Here is a 19,366-nt window from a genome sequence, read left to right as displayed (position 1 = left end):
CCTACCGGCCCTGGGGCATGCCCTTGAAGTGCATGTCGTAGTCGCAGTTGGCCTGATCGAAGTCCTGTTTCCTGCCGATGTCCATCCAGTATTCGTGGATGGGGAAGGCCGCCGTGGTTTCGCCCGCGTCCATGAGCTGGCTGAAGAGGGTGGGCATGTCCAGGTAGTTTCCCTTGGGGATGGCCGCCGCCACGTCCGGGGCCAGGACATAGATGCCCGCGTTGACGAAAAACTGGTGGACCGGCTTCTCCTCGATGCTGGTGATCCGGTGGTTGTCCACCTGGACAACGCCAAATGGCACCTGGATGTCGAAGCTGCGCACGGCCATGGTCGCCCTGGCCTTTTGGGCGAGGTGAAAGTCGAGCATGCCGGGAAAGTCCACCCGGGTCAGCAGGTCGCCGTTCATGACAAAGATGGGCGCCTCGGGCTTCTCTTCCATCAGGCCGAGCGCTCCGGCTGTGCCGAGCTGCTCGTTCTCGCGCAGGTAGCGGATCTCCACGTTGTGGCGCGAGCCGTCGCCGAAATGCGCCTCGACCATCTCGGCCCGGTAGTTGACCGAGATGTAGAATTTTTCGAATCCGTGCTCCACGAACTGGCCGAGGATGGTTTCGAGCAGGGGTTTGCCGCCCACGGACAGCAGCGGCTTGGGGCAGTCCTCGGTCAGGGGGCGCAACCGCTGGCCCAAGCCGCCGGCCATGAGCACCACCCAGTTGTCGCGCTTGGGCGGGGTGATCATGTCCATGAGCGTGCGCAGCCCCACAAGGCACCCGTCCGCGTCGAGCAGCGGCACCTGTCGGAAGTCCCGCTCGCGCATGGTGGCCAGCAGGACCGCCGGATCATCGCTCTCGCGCGCTGTGAAGAAATTGGTCTCCATCACTTCGCGGGCCGGTGATTTCAGGGTCTTGCCCGCCAGCAGGCCGCGGCGGATGTCGCCGTCGGTGATGACGCCGTCAAGGTGGCCGTTTTCGCGGGCCACCAGGGCTATCTGCACGCTCGACAGGGTCAGCGCCTCCACGGCGTCGCGCACGGTGGCGGTCAGGGGGATGACCGCTTTTCTCCAATCCTTCATGAATGGTGTCCCTCGCCATTGCCGCCTTGCGGGCATGGCTTGATGTCGTGGAATGATTTGACAGTTCCCGGGCCACGCTTTTTGATCTCCGCGACGATGCGCTGGCTCGTCCCGGTCTTTTCATACGGGTTTCGGGCCGCCTTGACAATGTCGCCGGTGGGCGGGGCAAGGGCACGACTGATGGTCCGGGCCACGGCCTCGGCCTTGGCCGGGCAGTCGAGCACGCTGGCCGCCCGTTCGCGGCCCTGCTGTCTGGAGCCGACATTGACCGTGGGGACGCCCAGGCTCGGCGCCTCGATGATGCCGGAGGACGAGTTGCCCACCACTGCCGCGCAGTGCTTCATGGCCGAGAGGTAGCGCAACTGGCCCAGGGACGCAGCCGCGTGGACCCGGCCCGGATGACGCCCGGCCAGTCGGGCCGCTGCGGCGTCGATGGCTGATGCGCCTGGGTCGGCATTGGCTCCGGTCAGGATGACCGTGACTTCCCGGTCCTGCCCGAGGACTGTTTCGAGCCCGGCGAAGAATTGCTGCACCTGTTCCGGTCCGTCGTCGCCGAGGGTCACGGGGTGGTAGGTGGTCAGCAGGCACTTGTCGCCCATGGCGAAACCGATGGCCGATTCCAGCTCCGTCCTGCTCAGGAGGGGCAGGGACAGGGCGATCTCGACACCCACTGCCCCGACATCGAACACGGTGTCCGGGTGTTCGCCGAGCTGGATGATGCGCTGCCGGTGCTTCTCGCAGGAGGCGAAGTGGAGGTGGGCCATCTTGGTGACGGCATGCCGGAAGAATTCGTCCACTGCACCCTCGGTGGTCTCGCCGCCGTGCAGATGGGCCACAGGTACCCGGATCAGGGCCGCAGCCGTGGCGCAGGCAAAGGTCTCGTAGCGGTCGCCCAGCACGACGAGCATGTCCGGTTTGATGCGCTCCAGCGCATTGGCGTATTCGCCCACGCCCACGCCCAGGGCGCGGGCCGTGCCAAGCGGCGTGTCGTCCTCAAGGGGGAGCGGCACCAGGGCGTCCGGCGTGAAGCCGTCGGCCAGGATGGCGTCCACGGTGTGGCCGTGGCGGGGCGAAAGGTGCGAACCCGAGACGATGAGCGACAGGGTGAGGCCGTTGTCCGCCCGGATACGGTCCATGATCGGCTTGAGCAGGCCATATTCGGCGCGGGTGCCGGTGAAGACGCAGATGTTCATGGCTCGATGGCCTCCCCTGGTTCGAAATCCCTGGGCGCGGGCGCGCCCATGATCTCGTCCCAGCGCATGGGGGAGACGCCGCCCGTGCCGGTCCGCTTGGCCGCCACGTTGGTCGCGTCAAAAGGTTCGCCGCGACGGATGGGACGGGTTGCCACAAGGTAGCGGCGGGCTATGCCGATGTTGGCGCGTTCGCTGTCGCTCGGCTCTTTGACCCCGGTGCCAAGGGCCAGCTCGATCTCCCGGATGGCGGCGACCATGGCGGTCAGTTCGTCCGGGACGATGGAGGCCGCGTGGTCCGGGCCGGGCATGGTCTGGTCGAGCGTGAAATGCTTTTCGATGACGCGCGCGCCGAGGGCCACGGCGGCAATGGGGCAGGCGATGCCCGCCGTGTGGTCGGAATAGCCCGCCGGGCAGTCCGGGAATTCGCGGGCCAGGGTGCGCACGGCCAGGAGGTTGGCGTCCTGAAACGGGGTCGGGTACTGGGTGTTGCAGTGGAGCAGGGTGATCGCGGTCCGCGGGGTGCCTGCCGCTTCGAGTACCGCCACCGCGTCCCTGATCTCGGCCAGGGTTGCCATGCCCGTGGACAGGATGACGGGCCTGCCCTTGGCCCCGGCTTGGCGCAGGTAGGGCAGGTTGGTGATCTCGCCCGAGGGGATCTTGATGATCCGCACGCCCATGCCAAGGAGCATGTCCAGGCTGTGCGCGTCAAAGGGGGTGGACAGGAATTCGATGCCCTGCTTCTGGCAGTGGGCTGCAAGCAGGCGGTGGGCTGTTTCGTCCAGTTCAAGCCTGCGCAGCATATCCAGCTGCGACTCGTTTCTCTGTGGCTCGGTCGCTCCAGAGGCCTGCTTCTGGTACTCAGCCTTTTGTGCCCCGGCGGTGACGATTTCGTCGGCCCGGAAGGTCTGGAACTTGACCGCGTCGGCCCCGGCGCGTGCCGCCGCGTCGATGAGGCGGCGGGCGATGTCCAGGTCGCCGTTGTGGTTCACGCCCGCCTCGGCGATGATCAGGACCGGGGCGTGGCTCATGATTGCACCCCCCGCAGGCGTGGTCCGCTGGGCAGGTTGACGGCGCGGTCGCAGCTGTTCCTGGCAACGGACAGGTCGTCGCGGGCGTTGTCGCGGAACATGGGCAGCTCCGGCATCAGTGTCCACAGGGGACGGGTCATGACGCCGTGTGCGTTGGAAAATTCCAGGAACTCGTCGCGCCGGGTGTTGTCTTCGAAGAGTACGGTGTTCAGCCAGAAGTTGGCGTCGCACCCGGTGGGCGCGTCAAGGTACTGCGCGCCGTTGAACGAGGTGAAGAAATCGCGGTAGGCCGAGGCGATTTCCCGCTTGTCGCGCAGGATGTCGTCCAGCCGCTCCATCTGGGCGCAGCCCAGGGCGGCGTTGATGTTGGGCATGCGGAAGTTCCAGCCCGGTTCGTCGTGGCGAAACTCCCACGGGTGGGGCTGCTTGGCCGTGGTGGTCAGGTGCTTTGCCCGCGCGCCAAGGGCCGGGTCGTCGGTCAGGAGCATTCCGCCGCCGCCCGTGGTGATGGTCTTGTTGCCGTTGTAGCTGAGCACGCCGACCTGCCCGAAGGTGCCCAGGTGCTTGCCGTTCAGGGTGGAGCCCAGCGCTTCTGCCGCGTCCTCCACCACCGGGATGTTCCAGGCCGCGCAGATTTCGCAGATCTCGCGGATGCGGCAGGCGTGGCCCAGGATGTGGACCGGGACGCAGGCCCCCACGCGGCGGCCTGTGGCCTGATCGTTCTGAAGGAAGCGCAGGAGCGCGTCCGGGCTCAGGCCCAGGGTGTCCGGGTCTGAGTCCAGAAAGACCGGGGTGGCCCCGGTGTGGGCAATGGCGTTGGCCGTGGCTACAAAGGTCAGGGCCTGGGTCAGCACCAGATCGCCGGGGCCGACATCCAACAGGCGGAGCGCCATTTCCAGGGCGCAGGTGCCGTTGACCACGGCCACGGCGCGTCCCGCTCCGGTATAGTCGGCGGTCATCTGTTCGAAACGGTCCACGTACTTGCCCACGCTGGAGACAAAGGTGGTGTCCACGCAGTCGCACAGGTACTCGCGCTCGCGGCCCGCAAAGACTGGCGCATGGAGCGGGATGAAGGCGTCCGGCTCGCCGTAGAGGTGCCGGATAAAGGCGGTGATGCGCTGCACGGCGAATCCTAGATGTTGTAGGTGTCCGACTTGTAGCGGCGCAGATTCCCTGGCTCGGCGAACCACTGGGCGGTCAGCTTAAGGCCGCGCTTGAAGCCGTCGAGTCCGCCGAATTCCGGTGCCCAGCCGCACAGCTCAAGGACTTTGGCATTGCCAGCGAAAAGGCGTTCGACCTCGCTCTTTTCCGGGCGCAGCCGCTGCTGGTCGCAGACGATCTCGATGTCCGCGCCCATGACCTCGGCAATGGCCCGGGCCGTGTCGCCTATGGAAACCTCGAAGCCGCTGCCCACGTTGACCACCTCGCCCACGCAGGCGTCGGACGCGGCCACGGCCTCGAAGCCGCGCACCGTGTCCATGACGTAGTTGAAGTCGCGGGTCGGGGTGAGGGCTCCCAGCTTGATCTGGCGCGTCCCGCTCGCGATCTGGGTGATGACCGTGGGGATGACCGCCCGCGCGCTCTGGCGGGGGCCATAGGTGTTGAAGGGGCGGATGATGGAGACCGGGATCTCGAAGGCGTTGTGAAAGCTCATGGCGATCTGGTCCGCGCCGATCTTGGTGGCCGAGTAGGGCGATTGGCCCTGGAGCGGATGGTCCTCGGTGATGGGCACGAAGCGGGCCGTGCCGTAGACCTCGCTGGTGGAGGTGTGGACCACGCGCTCCACGCCCAGGTCGCGGGCCGCCTGAACCACGTTGAGGGTGCCCTTGACGTTGGTGTCCACATAGGTGTCGGGCGAGTGGTAGGAGTAGGGGATGGCGATGAGCGCGGCCAGATGCAGGACCACGTCGCACCCCTTCATGGATTCGCGCACGCCGTTGGGATCGCGGATGTCTCCGGCGAATATCTCGATCGCGTCCGTGATCTCGCGGGCCGACTCGTCGAGCCAGCCCCAGGAGTTGAAGGAATTGTAGAGGACGAACGCCCGCACCGAGTGTCCCTGGCGGACAAGATGCTCCACCAGATGCGAGCCGATGAAGCCGTCGGCCCCGGTGACCAGGATTTTTTTCTTGGATAGATTCATGGCTCTTTCGCTTTTTGCAGTGGGGAAACAAGCGCGTATGCTGGGCCAGTATATATATCCGCACCACGCGGAAGGCAAGGCGGGGATGACTCCGGTCCGCCGGGACGGATAAGGCGGGACGGATCAGGCCATCTTGAAGGTCAGGAGCCGGAGGGCTTCGGCGATGCACTCCTCAGGATGGCACTCCTCAAGGCATTGTCTCGTTTCACAGTGGTTCTTGTTGCAGGAGAAGCAGTCGAGCCGGTTGGTGGTGCTGACGTGCTGCTCGGACGGGAAGCGCCAGCCGAAACCGGTGGCCCCGTGGATGATCAGCGAGGGCGTGCCCACGGCCACGGCAAAGTGCCTGGGCGCGGAGCAGTTGCCAAGGTGCAGCGCGGCCCTGGCCTGCACCGCCGCCATCTCGCGCAGGGAGAGCATGCGGTCCGGGACAATGACGCCTTCTCCTGCCAGATCAGCCACCTCGCGGGCCACTTCCTGCTCGCCGGGGCCGTAGAGAACGAGAAACTTGAGCTGCGGATGGGCCTCGCGCATCAGCCGGATGAGCCCTGCGAAGTGCCGGGCGGGCCACTGCCGGGTGATTCGGCGGTGGCTCGGGTCCACGGTGACGAACCGCTCCGGGGCCATTCCCTCGGCGGTGATGAAGTCTTTGGCCCAGTCCTTTTCCTTGTCGGTCAGCCAGATTTCCGGCGGCATGCCGTCCCAGGCGATGCCCAGCGGGCCGAGCACTCCTGCCTTGCACAGGGCCGCGTAGCCGTAGACCGGTTTGCTCCAGTGGGTGTAGAAAGGCCGGTTGTACCAGGAGGGCTCCACGGTCAGCTTGACCGGCGCGCGCGAGAACATGAGCACCCAGCGGCACCGGGGCAGTTGCTGGAAATCCACCACGAGGTCATAGCCGGACCGCCCGACACGGGCATAAAAGGCCAGGGCCTTCAGAGGATTGCGCAATGCTATCTTGTCAATGGCCCAGACATGGTCGATGTGCGGATTGTTTTCCAGCACCGAAGCGCATTTTTTCTCGGTCAGCACATGGATCTGCGCCTGGGGATAGCGCTGGCGCAGCATCCGGATGGACGGCGTGGCGAGCACCACGTCGCCGATCTGCCGCAGTTGGCAGACGAGTATGCGCCGTGGTTCGTAAGTGGTCAGGTCAAGGGTGTCTTTCATTATGTCATGCCGGGCAGCGTCAACGCGCTGCCCCGTGTTGGGGTCGTGCCTATCGGGGCAGGGCGATCGCCCTGTGCAGTTTGCGTCCGTAGATGATTTCCGCGGCGGGCGGTTCGTCCGGGGCTGCGCCGGGAGGCGTGAAGAGATAGGTGGTATAGTCCGTGGCCGTGAGCGTGTCAGCCTCAAGATAGGCGTCGTACTGCGACACGTCCGGGAGGAACAGGGCGATCATGCGCGCGTGGTTGCGGTGTATGGCCGCCAGCACATGGTCCTCGCGCGGGACGCGGGTGCCGCGTTTGCCGGTGATGGCCGCGATGATGTGCTCCTCGATGAAGTCGGGCTGCCAGTGCTCGTAGCGCATGAGCACGGGCTTGCGTTCGGCCAGGATGGGCGCGAGCAGGCCGTAGTCGCGGCTGATCTGGGCCAGGGAGTTCACGGGCGGGATCTTCTTGGCGGTGAATCCGAGGAAGGCCGCGAAGACGAGGCCCATGAGTGCCATGGCCGTCCGTGGCCGGACCTCTTTCAGGTCGAAAAGCGCGCGCAGCAGGAGCAGCAGGCCAAAGGGAGCGACAACGCCCCAGAAGCGGGTGCCTACCGGCATGGCCAGCTTGAGCGGGGAAACGCCGGAGATCATGTAGAGCAGCAGGAACGTGTAGATGACATAGAGCAGGGCCAGGGCGCGCCAACGGCTGTCGCCCCGCGCCGCCACATAGACTGCGCCGCCAAGGCAGGCGACCCAGACCGCAACCAGCCCCTTGAGCTTGGACAGCTTGAGGAAGCTCAGGAGATATTCTGTCAGCGTGATGTCCAGCCCGGCGGACTGGATGTGGGTGCCGGTAATGATGCCGATGCGGCCCATGGGGTTGCCCGTGATCTGCCAGAAGACCGCCCACTCCACCAGGAACAGGGCGGCCACGACGGCGCCGAAGCTGAACAGGGCCTTGTAGTTCCTGCCGGGCAGCCAGATGAGCAGGGCCAGCCCCGGAGCGGCGTAGATCATGGTCACCCGGCTCCCCCAGCCGAGGAAGAAGGCCAGGGCGGCCAGGACAAGGGTGGTCCGCGACCGGGTGTCGAGCCAGACGAGGATCAGCCAGACGCACAGGGACAGAAAGCCCAGCTCGAAGACGCCGGGCCAGAGCTGGCTGCCGGTCTGGGCCATCTGCGGGAAGATGATGGTGGCCAGGGCGGCGGTCAGGCCGAGGCTGCGGCTGTGCAGCCGTTGCCCGATGAGGAAGATGAACACTGCCGCGGCTGACGAGAAGAGGATCGGCTGGATGTAGGCCAGGACCGGATTGAGGCCGAACGCCTTGATGATGCCTGCCAGGGGGAGCATGATGGCCCAGCGCACGGTCTGCTGGTACCAGACCGAGTAGCCCAGCCCCTCGACCAGCCGGTGCGCCTGCCTCCATTTCTCCGAGTTGTCGCCGCCGATGTCGATGTATTCGGCGGTGAGCACGCGCACGGCCACGCTGAGCAGAAAGATGCCCAGGATGATGAGGATGGTCCGGTTGCGGTCATTGGTGGAGGCGTTGATTGGGGTCATTGTCGCTTCATTCCACGGCTAGAGATTGAGCCTGGATTTTTCCGGAAACACGAGCATCCTGCGCGCCAGGAAGTTCAGGACGAATCCGATCAGGGTGGCGATGAGCTTGGCCCCCAGCGGCGAGAGTCCCAGGCCGATCAGGCCCAGGGTGATGCCCACGTCGAGCGCGCAGAGCACGGCCACGGATGCGCCGTACACGGCCAGCTCCCCCGGCGCGCTCCAGCGGCTCTCGTGGCGGAAGAGAACCTTGATGCACAGCCAGTAGTTGGCTCCGGCAGCGATGACAAAGGCCAGGGCCGCGGCCATGCCCGTTGCCATGGCCGGGAGCAGGGCCAGGAAGACGGCCGTGTTGACGATGGCCGCGGTCACGCCGATGAAGAAATAGATGAGCAGTTGCAGGGGCAGCGGCGCGCAGTGGGCGTTGTAGTGGAAGAGGCAGTAAAGGGCGCGCACGCCGTCGCGCCAGCCGATCTTCTTGCCCTCTTCATAGGTGCGGCCCGCGTAGGAGATGCCGCGCTCGTAGACCCGCGCGCCCGACTGGGCCAGCCGCGAGACCATCTCCGGCTCGATGCCGAACCGCTTCTCCTGGAGGTCGAAGGACTGGATCAGTTCGCGGCGGTAGACCTTGTAGCAGGTCTCCATGTCCGTCAGATCAAGATCGGTGAACAGGTTGGAGACAAAGGTCAGCCCCTTGTTGATCATGGTGTGGTAGAAATAGAGGACGCGCCGGGTGCCGGTGGCGTTCAGGTAGCGCGAGCCGAGGACCGCGTCGGCCCGGCCATCCACCAGGGGCACCAGCAAATGGCGCAGGTCCATGGGGTCGTATTCCAGGTCCGCGTCGTGGACGCCGACAAACTCCCCCGTGGCCCTGGCGAATCCGGTCTGGAGCGCGCCGCCCTTGCCCTGGTTTTCCTTGTGGGCCAGGACCACGACCTCGGTCCGCTCCTCGGCCAGTTCCCTGGCTATCTTCAGGCTGTTATCGCGCGAGCAGTCGTCCACAATGATCACCTCAAGGGTGAGCCTGTCGTCCTGGATGGCAAGCAGCCGCTCCATGCTCGCGCGCAGCGTCTCCTCCTCGTTGTAGCAGGGGACGACAACGGTGAACCGGACCGGGCGGGGGAAAGTGACGGTATTCATAGGTGACCTTGATTGTGGGTATGGCTGGCTGTCGCTCTGTCCTGGGCGTTCGAGCCATGGTAAAGCCACTGGCGAGCAGGGGCGGCATCAATATTCCGGTAACGCGTTTTTGCCGTTCTTCGGCGTGGTGTCTGTGCGTCCAGAACAATCGGCATACTAATAGCCGATGTCCGCACCGTGTCAAGCGGGCGTTGCCGGGCGGTTGGCAAAGGGCGTCTGCCGTGGCAGCGAGTGGTTGACCTCGGCCCGGTTTCATCTGTAGGTAGTCTATGATTTGCATGTCTGTGCGCGATCCCGGCAACTCCTGGCATCCCGGAAAAAACTGTGCTTATAGGTATTGATTTCGACAACACGCTCATCCACTACGGTCTGGTCTTTCGGGAGCTGGCCGTGGAGCGTGGGCTTGTCCCGCCATCCATACCGGCAGACAAGGAGGCTGTGCGCGCCCATGTGTGGGAGCGGTTCGACGACCTCGAGTGGCAGAAGTTGCAGGCCGCCGTGTACGGGCCCGGCATTGGCCGGGGCGTGTTCATGGAGGGCGCGCCCGAATTCCTGCGCCTGTGCCGATCCAGGGGGATTGATCTGTGCATCGTCAGTCACAAGAGCGAGCATGCCGCCATTGATCCGGGCGGGGTGAATCTCCGGAAGGCCGCGCTGGGATGGATGGAGGAGCAGGGATTCTTTGTTCCCGTGCATGACGGGGGCTTCGGCTTTGCCCGGTCGGACGTGTTCTTTGAGGCTAGGCGGGCGGAAAAGGTCGCGCGCATCAATCGACTTGGATGTGCGGTTTTCGTGGATGACCTGAGAGAGGTCCTTGATCATCCGGACCTGAACGGCTCGGTCCGCAGAATCCTGTACCGCGAGTGCCTGGACGCGACCCATGACTACGCGCTGGCAGGCCCCTGGCCGAGCATTTCGGAATATTTGTTTGTGGGTGGTCGCGAATGATACGCAACAGCTATGTGGATACGGAATTTTTCGGCATGCCCCGCGGCACGAACGTCAGCCCGTTGGGCGGGGGGCGCAACAGCCAGGTCTTTTTGCTGGAACCGCCGGGCCGCGAGCCTCTCGTGTTCAAGCGGTACTTCGTCGATCCCCGCGACAAGCGCGATCGCCAGGGGGCCGAGGCCAGGGCGCTCAGGTTTCTTGAACAGGCCGGGGTCCGCGAGGCTCCCCTGCTCCTGGCGCTGGATCTCGACCGTCAGGCCACCATGCTGACGTATGTGGTGGGGGAGAAGATTGATCGGATATCGTTCAAGGACATCGGCCACGCCGCTGATTTTTTGAACCGGCTCATTCGCCTTTCCCATGGTCAGGCAGCCAGCCAGGCAGGGTTCGCCCCGGCGTCCGAGGCGTATTTCTCTGCCGTGGAAGTGGTGGAGAATATCGAAACGCGACTGACCAGACTGGACGCCGCCGGGGCCGCCTGCCCCCTGTGCGAGGAGCTTGCCCGGTTCCTGGGGCAGGGAGTGCGCCCGGCGCTGGCGCGCCATGTGTCGGCGTGCGAAGCCCTCCTCGCCCAGGCGGGCATGCGCATGGACCGGCCCATTCCAGACGAATGGAAAATTCTCAGTCCATCGGATTTCGGTATGCACAATGCCTTGCGTCGGCCAGATGGCGGTCTTTCCTTCTTTGATTACGAATACTTCGGCTGGGACGATCCATCCAAGACCCTTGCCGATTTCTGTTTGCACCCGGCCATGGCCTTGTCCGAAGACCTCCAGGAGGCTTTTCTTGGCTTGGTCCTGCCCGTGCTTGAGGAAACCGGCTACAAGCGGGAACGGGCAAGCGCCATGTTTCCGCTGTTCGGGCTCAAGTGGTGCTGCATTCTTCTCAACGAGTTTGTGCCAAAGGATCAGGCCCGTCGCAGTTTCGCGGGACACGAGCCATCGGTGGGGAGGCTTTCCGCCCTGGCCCGCCAGCTGGACAAGGCCCGCTCCATGCTCGATGGCCTCGATGCCAGGAGCAGAGCGTTTTCGCGACTTTTGTATGGAGATCGGGACAAGGATGCCTGATTTCTTCCCGGTAATGGCCGATATGTTCATTCGCATCAATTGACGATTGCATTTGCCGCTTGGAAATAATAGGAACCGGGTGTTCATTTTTTGTCGAAATTGCCTGATTCAGCCGTTTCATTACATGGAGTCCCGCGTATATCCATATGATTATTGACAAGAAAATCAAATCGCTCGACGAGCTTATCGAGGTTGTTGCCGAGTTCAGGAAACAGGGCAGGAAAGTCGTCCATTGTCACGGCGTCTTTGATCTGCTCCATATCGGCCATATCCGCTATTTTCGTCAGGCTGCCCAGTGGGGCGACGTTCTGGTGGTCACCGTGTCGCCGGACCGTTTCGTGGACAAGGGCAGTCATCGGCCCGCCTTTACCGAGGTGTTGCGCGCCGAGGCCGTGGCCTCCCAGGACGTGGTGGATTTCGTGGCCATCAACCAGTGGCCCACGGCAGAGGAGCTGCTCAGGAAGCTCCGCCCGGATGTCTATGTCAAGGGATCGGATTTCAAGAGCATCGATTCCGATCCGACGGGCAAGCTGCGACTGGAGGCCGAGGTCTGCGAGGAGATCGGTGCCGAATTGCGGCTGACCCAGGAGATCGTCTTCAGTTCAACGAACCTGATCAACCGTTTCATGTCTGCGTTTCCCGACGAGGTGAAGGAGTACCTGGAAATCTTCAGATCGCGCTACACCATTGGCGATATCGAGGAAATCCTGGACAGGATGAAGAGCCTTGAGGTGACGGTGGTCGGCGACACCATCCTGGACGACTATCATTATTGCAATCCGCTGGGGGCGTCGTCCAAGGAGCCGGTCATGGCCTTCTCCCACCTTGACAGCGATATGTTTGCGGGCGGCGTCCTGGCCGTGGCCAACCATCTCTCCAATCTGGTGAAACAGGTTCATTTGTTTACGGTGCTTGGCGAGACCGACACCAGGGAGGACATGATCAGGGAGAGCCTCAACGCCAACGTCACCCCTTTTTTTGAGTATCAGAAGAATGCCCCGACCATCCGCAAGCGGCGGTATATCGAGGGCTACAGCATGACCAAGCTTTTCGAAATATACCACATGGACGACTCCGGGCTCGACCGCCAGGCCGACGAGCGCTTGCGCGCGAAGCTCATGGAGCGGGCCATGAAAACCGATCTCGTGGTGGCGGCTGATTTCGGCCACGGGGCCATCAGTCCCCTGTGCCGGGAGGAGCTTGTCAAGGTGCCCTTCCTGGCCGTCAACACCCAGGCCAACGCGGGCAATCGCGGGTTTCACACCATCTCAAGCTACGGGCGGTGCGATTTTATCAGCCTTGCCGAGCCGGAATTGCGCCTGGACACCCGCGACAAGCAGACCGGCGTCATCCCGCTGACCGATATGGTGCGCACACGGATGGGGGCTTCGATGGTCGCCGTGACCCGTGGCAAGAAAGGGTCCTATGTCCAGACGGTGGACGGCCTGGGGGTGCTGGTGCCCGCCTTTGCAAGCAAGGTTGTGGACAAGATCGGTTCGGGCGACGCCTTCTTTTCCGTGGCCGCACTGGCTGCCTGTCTCAAGGTCAGGCCGGAGCTGGTGGCCTTCCTGGGCAACGTGGTCGGGGCCATTGCCGTGGGCATCGTGGGCAACAAGATGCCGGTGACGCGGGATGCGATCATGAAACATGTCACCTCGCTGCTCAAGTGACGCTCAAGAAATTTGATACATCGCGGCTCAGGGTGCTGCCCTTGAGCCAGCGGGAGCACGACCTCGACCTGTCCGTGCTCGCGGACCTGCGCCCGACGCCCGCTGTCCACCCGAGCCTTGCCAGGGTCGGCGGGAAGATTCTCCGGGCGCGAGAACTCGGTGCCTCGGTCATCCTGATGATGGGTGCCCATGTCATCCGCTCCGGCGTGCAGCGATACATCATTGATCTCATGGAGCGGGGGTACGTTACCTGCCTTGCGGGCAACGGTGCCTGCGCCATCCACGATTTTGAGCTGGCGCTCATAGGCCGGACCACCGAGAGCGTGGCGAAATACATCAGCGAGGGACAATTCGGGCTGTGGCGGGAGACCGGACTGCTCAACGACATTGTGGCCGATGGAGTCGCCCAGGGGTGGGGCGTGGGTGAGTCCGTTGGTCGGGCGATCCTTGACGGCGAGTATCCGCACAAGGACATCAGCCTGTTCGCGGCGGCCCATCGGCTGGGCATTCCCTTCACCGTGCATGTGGGCATCGGCTCGGATATCGTCCACGAGCATCCCAATTGCGACGGCGCGGCCTGGGGCGCGGCCTCGTATACCGATTTTCTCCACTATGCGGCGGCGGTGGAAACAGTGGAGAATGGCGTGGTCATGAATTTCGGCAGCGCCATCATGGCCCCTGAGGTGTACCTCAAGGCGCTGGCCATGGCGCGCAATGTAGCCATGCAGCAGGGTCGGGAGATATGTCGGTTGACCACCCTTGTCTGTGACCTGCGCAACCTGCCCGAGGATGTCTCGGCTGAGCCCGAACGCGGCAGCGCGGACTACTACTTCCGACCCTGGAAGACCATGCTGGTGCGCACGGTCAGGGACGGCGGGGAGAGCTACTACGTGCGGGCTCCCCATGACGAATCAATCCCCCAGCTCTGGACAGGGCTTGGCAAACAGGAGTGAGTGAACATGCCGTGGAAGCATAACCTTCTCAACTTGTTTGAAGTGCTGGACACCATGGTTGTCACCGACGGTGCTGGCGTTGTCCTCGACACGGACGCCGGTTTCAGCCTGCTGGTCGGTTGGGTCAAGGAATGCCGGGAACAGAGACGCCGCGTCTATTTTGTCGGCAATGGGGCGAGCGCATCCATGGCCAGCCATTTTTCGGCTGACCTGGGCAAGATGGCCGGGGTGCCCACCGAGGTGTTTACCGACTGCGCCCTGATCACGGCCACAGGCAATGATATGGGCTATGACCAGACCTTTGCCTATCCCCTTGGACAGCGCATGGTGCCCGGCGAGATCCTGGTCGCCATCAGCAGCTCTGGCAATTCGCCCAACGCCGTGGCGGCGGTCAGGATGGCTGGCAGGCTTTCCGGTCGCACCGTCACTTTTACCGCCATGTCGCCGGACAACGCCATGCGCTCGTTGGGCGATCTGAATTTCTACCTGCCGGCTCAGACCTACGGCATGGCCGAATGCGGCCACGGGATCGCCCTGCATCACCTTGTCGATCTCTTTTGAGCAAGGATTTCTGAACGGTCTGTCCATATGGGCGTGGGCGGCATCCGATGCGGCGGAGCGCTTGGCAGCGCCTCCTCCCCCCGTCTGGGCAGGCGGGCATTCCAACGGTTCTATTGCTTTTTGACCCGATGGCCTTTATCCCTAACAGGGCATCGGGATTCACCCTGAACCTCTGGGCAGGGTCGTATCGGGTTCCGGTCGTCCTTTGATGAACACATGCAACCAAACGCCAGAAATGGAGAGTTATACGATGAGTGATATCAAGACTGTTTTTGTTACCGGCGCAGGCGGTTATGTTGGTTCTCTGCTGATTCCCGCCCTGCTCGGCGAGGGGTACAAGGTCCGTGCGCACGATATCTTCTGGTATGGAAAGGACGTGTTCGACGCGGTCAAGGACAACCCGGACCTGACCATCATCGAGGGCGATCTGCGGGACGCCGCGCTGCTTGGGAAGACCATTCCCGGCAGCGACGCCGTCATCCATCTGGCCTGCATCTCCAACGATCCGAGCTACGAGCTGGACCCCGATCTGGCCAAGTCCATCAACTACGACGCCTTCCTGCCCCTGGTCGATATCTCCAAGGCCGCCGGTGTCAAGCGGTTCATCTACGCCTCCAGCTCGTCCGTCTACGGCATCAAGGAGGGCGTGGAGGTGACCGAGGATCTGCCGCTTGAGCCGCTGACCGACTACTCCAAGTACAAGGCCATGTGCGAGGAATATCTCAATGGGGCGGCCAGTGACGTCTTCACCGCCACGACCATCCGCCCGTCCACCGTGTGCGGCTGGGCACCGCGCCTGCGCCTGGACCTGACGGTCAACATCCTGACCAACCACGCCATCAACAACGGCAAGATCACCGTGTTCGGCGGCCAGCAGAAGCGCCCGAACCTGCACATCAAGGACATGGTTGGCGTGTATCTGTTCATGCTCAAGCAGGATACCGCCAAGATCCAGAAGAAGATCTACAACGTCGGCTACGAGAACTTCAAGGTCATGGAGATCGCCGAGAAGGTCAGGAAGACCCTTGCCAAGGACGTGGAAATCGTGGTCACCCCGACCAATGACAACCGGTCCTACCATGTCAACTCCGACAAGATCAAAAACGAGCTGGGGTTCGTGCCCAAGCATACCATTGAGGAGGCCGTTCTCGATCTGAAGGACGCCTTTGAAAAGGGGCTGATCCCCGACTCCATGACAGACGACAAGTACTTCAACATCAAGCGCATGCAGTCCCTCAACGCCAAATAACGGTGAGCAATAGTGAAAGACTCTGTCCGTCAGACACATGAGGCGTCGCTGGCAACCCCGCTCGACAGTCGCGGGGTTGCGTTGCGGCAGAGGGTCGTTGACATGCTGGAGTGCGCGGGTCGCGGCCACATCGGCTCCTCCATGTCGCTCATCGAGATCATGCGCGTGCTCTACGACGACATCCTGCGGCATGATCCCGCGAATCCGGGCTGGATGGACCGCGACCGGTGCATCCTGAGCAAGGGGCACGGGTGCCTGGCGCAGTACGTCTTGCTGGCGGACAAGGGGTATTTCCCTGCCGAGCGCCTTCGGGAGTTCTGCGCCTGCGACGGGCTGCTCGGCGGCCACCCAAGTGCCAACAAGATTCCGGGCGTGGAGGTCTCCACCGGCGCCCTGGGCCACGGTCTTTCCGTGGGCCTGGGCATGGCCGTGGACGCCAGGGTCCGGGGACGCGACAACCGCGTCTTCGTCGTCATGGGCGACGGGGAGTGCAACGAGGGGTCGATCTGGGAGGCGGCCATGAGCGCAGGCAAGCGCGGCCAGGACAACCTCGTGGCCATGGTCGATTACAACAAATATCAGTCCTACGGCGAAACCAGCGAGGTCCAGGAACTGGAGCCCTTTGCCGCCAAGTGGGAGGCCTTTGGGTTCCACTGCGTCGAGGTCAACGGCCACGATGTCGAGGCGCTCAGGAGCGCGCTCGGTTCCGTGCCGTTCACTGCGGGCAGGCCTTCCGCCATCATCTGCCACACGGTCAAGGGCAAGGGCGTGGATTTTGCCGAGAACAATCTGGCCTGGCATCACAAGAGCAAGCTTCCGGCAGACGACATCGCGGCCATGCGTCAGTGCCTCCAAGGATAATTCATGCGCAAGAAATGTCTCGATATGGTGCACGAACTCGCCCGCAGGGACGGGCGGGTCGTCTTCATTGGGTCCGATCTCGGATTCAAGACTCTCGACGCCTTTCGCGAGGAGCTGCCTGATCAGTTCTTCATCGAGGGAATCAGCGAGCAGAACGTGGTCGGCATGGCGGCGGGCATGGCCCTGGAAGGGCGCATCCCCTATGTCAACACCATAGCCACCTTCATCGTCCGCCGTGCCTTGGAGCAGGTGGCCATGGACCTGTGCCTGCACGATCTTCCGGTCCGCCTGATCGGCAACGGCGGCGGGCTTGTTTACGCCCCTCTCGGCTCCACCCATCTGGCGGTGGAGGATATCGCGCTCATGCGCGCCCTGCCCAACATGACCGTGGTCTGCCCGGCGGATGCCGAGGAGATGGAGCGGTTCATGGATGTTTCCGTGGACTGGCCCCATCCCATCTACATCCGGCTGGCCAAGGGGTATGACCCGGTCGTCACCGATCCGTCGGTTCCCTTTGTCATCGGCAGGGGGCAGATGTATCGTCAGGGCGGCGACGTGCTCCTGGCTACCACCGGGATTGGGCTGCGCGTCTGCCTGGAGGCGGCGGAGATTCTCGACCGGCAGGGCGTCAATGCTTCGGTCCTTCATCTGCCGACGGTCAAACCCCTGGACACCGAGCTGCTGCTTCGGGCTGTCGGCGGGGTGCGGGCCGTGGTCTGTGTGGAGGAGCACACCGTCATCGGCGGGCTGGGCAGCGCCATCGGCGAGACCATGCTGGAGGCCGGGCTCTTCCGTCCGTTCCGCAGGGTCGGCGTTCCCGATGTTTTCCCGGACCACTACGGGACGCAGGAACTGATCATGGAGCGTTATGGCATCTGGCCCGAGCCGGTGGCCGAGACAGCCCTTGACCTGCTCAAGGGCGGCGCATAGTCGGCGCGGGCGCGCTTCATTCCGTGCCGGGTCTGAGGCGACAGAATCCGGCGGACATATCATTCCATATAGTATCGGAGTTTCCATGGGCACGCTGAGGGATTTTGTCACCAAACTGCATACCGGCACCAACCGCGACTATCTGGCCCGCATGGTGGACGACAAGGTCCATTGCATGCTCAAGGCCAAGGAGTACGAGGCGGACTACTGGGACGGGGACCGCAGGTACGGATATGGCGGCTACCGGTACATGCCTGGCCGCTGGAAGCCTGTGGCCCAGGCCATGATCGACGCCTACGGACTCAAGCCGGGCGCCAGAATTCTGGATGTGGGCTGCGGCAAGGCCTACCTGCTCTACGAGCTTGCGCAGCTGGGCATGGACGTGCATGGGTTTGACATTTCCCGGCACGGGCTGGCCGACGCCAAGGAGGAGATCAGGGACACCCTGTTCCTCCACCGCGCCCAGGACGCGTATCCGTTCAAGGATGGCGAGTTCGATCTGGTCATCAGCATCACCACGCTGCACAACCTGGAGCTGTTCGACCTCAAGGCCGCGTTGCGGGAAATCGAACGGGTGGGGATAAACAAGTACGTCTGCGTGGAGAGCTATCGCAACGAGCTGGAACAATTCAATCTCCAGTGCTGGGCATTGACCTGCGAGTCGTTTTTCAGCCAGCGCGAGTGGGAGTGGATATTCGACCAGTTCGGGTATACCGGCGATTTTGAATTCATCTATTTCGAGTAGGAGACGCTGTGGGCAACATTTACACGCCGATGAAGATATTCCACTTCAAGGAGAAAGTGGACTCGCTGCCCAGGGAGACGGGTGAGATCCTGCCCCCGTTGCACATCCGGATCAAGCCCATCAACGGGTGCAACCACCGCTGCCGCTATTGCGCCTACCGCGCCGACTCCCTGCAACTGGGCAAGGACATGCGCATTTCCGACTCCATCCCCAGGGACAGGATGCTCGAAATCGTGGACGACATCATCGCCATGGGGGTCAAGGGCGTCACCTTCAGCGGCGGCGGGGAACCGCTGTTCTACCCGCATCTGGTGGACGTGCTGCACAAACTCATCGATTCGCCCGTCAAGTTCGCCACGCTGACCAATGGCGGGCTGCTGCGCGGCGAGGTGGCGCGACTGTTCGCGCATCACGGCTCCTGGGTGCGCGTGTCCATGGACGGCTGGGACAATGCCAGCTACACCCGCTACCGCGGCGTGGCCGATGGCGAGTACGACGCCATTCTCAGGAACATCGCCGAATTCAAGGCGTATGGCGGCACATGCCGCCTGGGCGTCAGCTATATCGTGGACGAGGAGAATGTCTCACATATTTTCGAGGCGGCCCGGCGCGTGCGCGACATGGGCGGCGACAGCGTCAAGGTTTCCCCCTGCATCGTGGAGAACGAGGGCTCGGCCAACAACGCCTATCACGCCCCGTTCTTCGATAAGGCGCGGGAGCAGGTGGACCGGGTCATGGCCGAGCTTGCCGGGCCGGACTTCGAGGTGTTCGACGCCTACCATCTGCTCGACGAGCGGTTCGACAAGAAATACACATGGTGTCCCTACCTCCAGGTGCTGCCGGTCATTGGCGCCGACCTCAACGTCTACTCCTGCCAGGACAAGGCGTACAATCTCGACCAGGGGCTGATCGGCAGCATCGCCCACAAGGGCTTCAAGGATTTCTGGATGACCGGCAAGGACAAGTTCTTCGCCACCAATCCGTCGGTCCACTGCAACCATCATTGCGTGGCCAACGCCAAGAACAAGCTGCTGCTCGACTACCTGGATGCCGACGAGGAACATCTGGGGTTTGTGTAGGGGTTTTTGCGATCTGGGATGGAAGG

General features: G+C 63.2%; 18 protein-coding genes. 10 read left to right on the top strand and 8 right to left on the bottom strand.

Annotation, left to right across the window (positions count from 1 at the left end; translation table 11 throughout):
• Nucleotide 1 precedes the first annotated feature (1 nt).
• The 8 genes from DAES_RS10025 to DAES_RS09990 all read right to left on the bottom strand — a co-directional run bounded on the left by DAES_RS10025 (nt 2) and on the right by DAES_RS09990 (nt 9,277).
• The gene (locus DAES_RS10025; protein WP_013514909.1) at nt 2-1,069 is read right to left on the bottom strand and encodes a nucleotidyltransferase family protein; all 1,068 of its coding nucleotides are present in this window, start codon (nt 1,067-1,069) and stop codon (nt 2-4) included.
• On the bottom strand, nt 1,066-2,262 hold the full coding sequence (gene neuC / locus DAES_RS10020; RefSeq protein WP_013514908.1) for a UDP-N-acetylglucosamine 2-epimerase: 1,197 nt from the start codon (nt 2,260-2,262) through the stop codon (nt 1,066-1,068). Before neuC ends, DAES_RS10025 begins: the two co-directional genes overlap by 4 nt.
• On the bottom strand, nt 2,259-3,290 hold the full coding sequence (neuB, locus tag DAES_RS10015) for an N-acetylneuraminate synthase (protein WP_013514907.1): 1,032 nt from the start codon (nt 3,288-3,290) through the stop codon (nt 2,259-2,261). Before neuB ends, neuC begins: the two co-directional genes overlap by 4 nt.
• Nucleotides 3,287-4,414, bottom strand: a complete 1,128-nt coding sequence (locus DAES_RS10010; protein ID WP_013514906.1) for a LegC family aminotransferase — start codon at nt 4,412-4,414, stop codon at nt 3,287-3,289. Before DAES_RS10010 ends, neuB begins: the two co-directional genes overlap by 4 nt.
• 8 nt (nt 4,415-4,422) lie before the next feature.
• Nucleotides 4,423-5,433, bottom strand: a complete 1,011-nt coding sequence (locus tag DAES_RS10005) for an NAD-dependent 4,6-dehydratase LegB (RefSeq protein WP_013514905.1) — start codon at nt 5,431-5,433, stop codon at nt 4,423-4,425.
• Between the two features lie 123 nt (nt 5,434-5,556).
• Nucleotides 5,557-6,597: a glycosyltransferase family 9 protein gene (locus DAES_RS10000; RefSeq protein ID WP_013514904.1), complete on the bottom strand. Its 1,041-nt coding sequence runs from the start codon at nt 6,595-6,597 to the stop codon at nt 5,557-5,559.
• 49 nt (nt 6,598-6,646) lie between these two features.
• Complete coding sequence (locus DAES_RS09995) at nt 6,647-8,140, bottom strand: ArnT family glycosyltransferase (RefSeq protein ID WP_013514903.1); 1,494 nt, start codon at nt 8,138-8,140, stop codon at nt 6,647-6,649.
• Nucleotides 8,141-8,158: 18 nt separating this feature from the next.
• Entirely contained in the window at nt 8,159-9,277 is a 1,119-nt protein-coding gene (locus tag DAES_RS09990) for a bifunctional glycosyltransferase family 2/GtrA family protein (RefSeq protein WP_013514902.1), read from the bottom strand.
• 324 nt (nt 9,278-9,601) lie between these two features.
• Here DAES_RS09990 and DAES_RS09985 point away from each other — a divergent pair, with 324 nt between their 5' ends.
• The 10 genes from DAES_RS09985 to DAES_RS09940 all read left to right on the top strand — a co-directional run bounded on the left by DAES_RS09985 (nt 9,602) and on the right by DAES_RS09940 (nt 19,340).
• On the top strand, nt 9,602-10,225 hold the full coding sequence (locus tag DAES_RS09985; RefSeq protein WP_013514901.1) for an HAD family hydrolase: 624 nt from the start codon (nt 9,602-9,604) through the stop codon (nt 10,223-10,225).
• The gene (locus DAES_RS09980) at nt 10,222-11,292 is read left to right on the top strand and encodes a phosphotransferase (protein WP_013514900.1); all 1,071 of its coding nucleotides are present in this window, start codon (nt 10,222-10,224) and stop codon (nt 11,290-11,292) included. The genes DAES_RS09985 and DAES_RS09980 overlap by 4 nt, the downstream gene beginning before the upstream one ends.
• A gap of 146 nt (nt 11,293-11,438) precedes the next feature.
• Nucleotides 11,439-12,962, top strand: a complete 1,524-nt coding sequence (locus tag DAES_RS09975) for a PfkB family carbohydrate kinase (protein WP_013514899.1) — start codon at nt 11,439-11,441, stop codon at nt 12,960-12,962.
• Nucleotides 12,959-13,915: an ornithine cyclodeaminase family domain gene (locus tag DAES_RS09970; RefSeq protein ID WP_013514898.1), complete on the top strand. Its 957-nt coding sequence runs from the start codon at nt 12,959-12,961 to the stop codon at nt 13,913-13,915. The genes DAES_RS09975 and DAES_RS09970 overlap by 4 nt, the downstream gene beginning before the upstream one ends.
• Nucleotides 13,916-13,921: 6 nt before the next feature.
• On the top strand, nt 13,922-14,476 hold the full coding sequence (locus DAES_RS09965) for an SIS domain-containing protein (RefSeq protein WP_013514897.1): 555 nt from the start codon (nt 13,922-13,924) through the stop codon (nt 14,474-14,476).
• 250 nt (nt 14,477-14,726) lie between these two features.
• On the top strand, nt 14,727-15,725 hold the full coding sequence (locus DAES_RS09960; RefSeq protein WP_013514896.1) for an NAD-dependent epimerase/dehydratase family protein: 999 nt from the start codon (nt 14,727-14,729) through the stop codon (nt 15,723-15,725).
• Nucleotides 15,726-15,737: 12 nt separating this feature from the next.
• Nucleotides 15,738-16,586, top strand: coding sequence for a transketolase (locus DAES_RS09955; protein ID WP_013514895.1), 849 nt, complete (start codon nt 15,738-15,740; stop codon nt 16,584-16,586).
• Between the two features lie 3 nt (nt 16,587-16,589).
• A complete protein-coding gene (locus DAES_RS09950) occupies nt 16,590-17,516 on the top strand; it encodes a transketolase family protein (RefSeq protein WP_013514894.1) in 927 nt (308 codons plus the stop codon).
• 85 nt (nt 17,517-17,601) lie between these two features.
• Nucleotides 17,602-18,261 (top strand): class I SAM-dependent methyltransferase, encoded by a 660-nt coding sequence (locus tag DAES_RS09945; RefSeq protein WP_013514893.1) that lies wholly within the window; start codon nt 17,602-17,604, stop codon nt 18,259-18,261.
• 8 nt (nt 18,262-18,269) lie between these two features.
• The gene (locus DAES_RS09940) at nt 18,270-19,340 is read left to right on the top strand and encodes a radical SAM protein (protein ID WP_013514892.1); all 1,071 of its coding nucleotides are present in this window, start codon (nt 18,270-18,272) and stop codon (nt 19,338-19,340) included.
• The last annotated feature ends 26 nt before the right edge of the window (nt 19,341-19,366 follow it).

This window comes from Pseudodesulfovibrio aespoeensis Aspo-2, assembly GCF_000176915.2.
Lineage (GTDB): Bacteria > Desulfobacterota > Desulfovibrionia > Desulfovibrionales > Desulfovibrionaceae > Pseudodesulfovibrio > Pseudodesulfovibrio aespoeensis.
The sequence above is the reverse complement of the archived record's forward strand: the minus strand, read 5'-3'. Positions and strand labels throughout refer to the sequence as shown.

What these genes read in the sequence shown, in the direction of transcription:
- DAES_RS10025 (WP_013514909.1), bottom strand. Translation starts at nt 1,069, where the DNA reads ATGAAGGATTGGAGAAAAGCGGTCATCCCCCTGACCGCCACCGTGCGC.
- neuC (WP_013514908.1), bottom strand. Translation starts at nt 2,262, where the DNA reads ATGAACATCTGCGTCTTCACCGGCACCCGCGCCGAATATGGCCTGCTC.
- neuB (WP_013514907.1), bottom strand. Translation starts at nt 3,290, where the DNA reads ATGAGCCACGCCCCGGTCCTGATCATCGCCGAGGCGGGCGTGAACCAC.
- DAES_RS10005 (WP_013514905.1), bottom strand. Translation starts at nt 5,433, where the DNA reads ATGAATCTATCCAAGAAAAAAATCCTGGTCACCGGGGCCGACGGCTTC.
- DAES_RS10000 (WP_013514904.1), bottom strand. Translation starts at nt 6,597, where the DNA reads ATGAAAGACACCCTTGACCTGACCACTTACGAACCACGGCGCATACTC.
- DAES_RS09995 (WP_013514903.1), bottom strand. Translation starts at nt 8,140, where the DNA reads ATGACCCCAATCAACGCCTCCACCAATGACCGCAACCGGACCATCCTC.
- DAES_RS09990 (WP_013514902.1), bottom strand. Translation starts at nt 9,277, where the DNA reads ATGAATACCGTCACTTTCCCCCGCCCGGTCCGGTTCACCGTTGTCGTC.
- DAES_RS09980 (WP_013514900.1), top strand. Translation starts at nt 10,222, where the DNA reads ATGATACGCAACAGCTATGTGGATACGGAATTTTTCGGCATGCCCCGC.
- DAES_RS09975 (WP_013514899.1), top strand. Translation starts at nt 11,439, where the DNA reads ATGATTATTGACAAGAAAATCAAATCGCTCGACGAGCTTATCGAGGTT.
- DAES_RS09965 (WP_013514897.1), top strand. Translation starts at nt 13,922, where the DNA reads ATGCCGTGGAAGCATAACCTTCTCAACTTGTTTGAAGTGCTGGACACC.
- DAES_RS09960 (WP_013514896.1), top strand. Translation starts at nt 14,727, where the DNA reads ATGAGTGATATCAAGACTGTTTTTGTTACCGGCGCAGGCGGTTATGTT.
- DAES_RS09950 (WP_013514894.1), top strand. Translation starts at nt 16,590, where the DNA reads ATGCGCAAGAAATGTCTCGATATGGTGCACGAACTCGCCCGCAGGGAC.
- DAES_RS09945 (WP_013514893.1), top strand. Translation starts at nt 17,602, where the DNA reads ATGGGCACGCTGAGGGATTTTGTCACCAAACTGCATACCGGCACCAAC.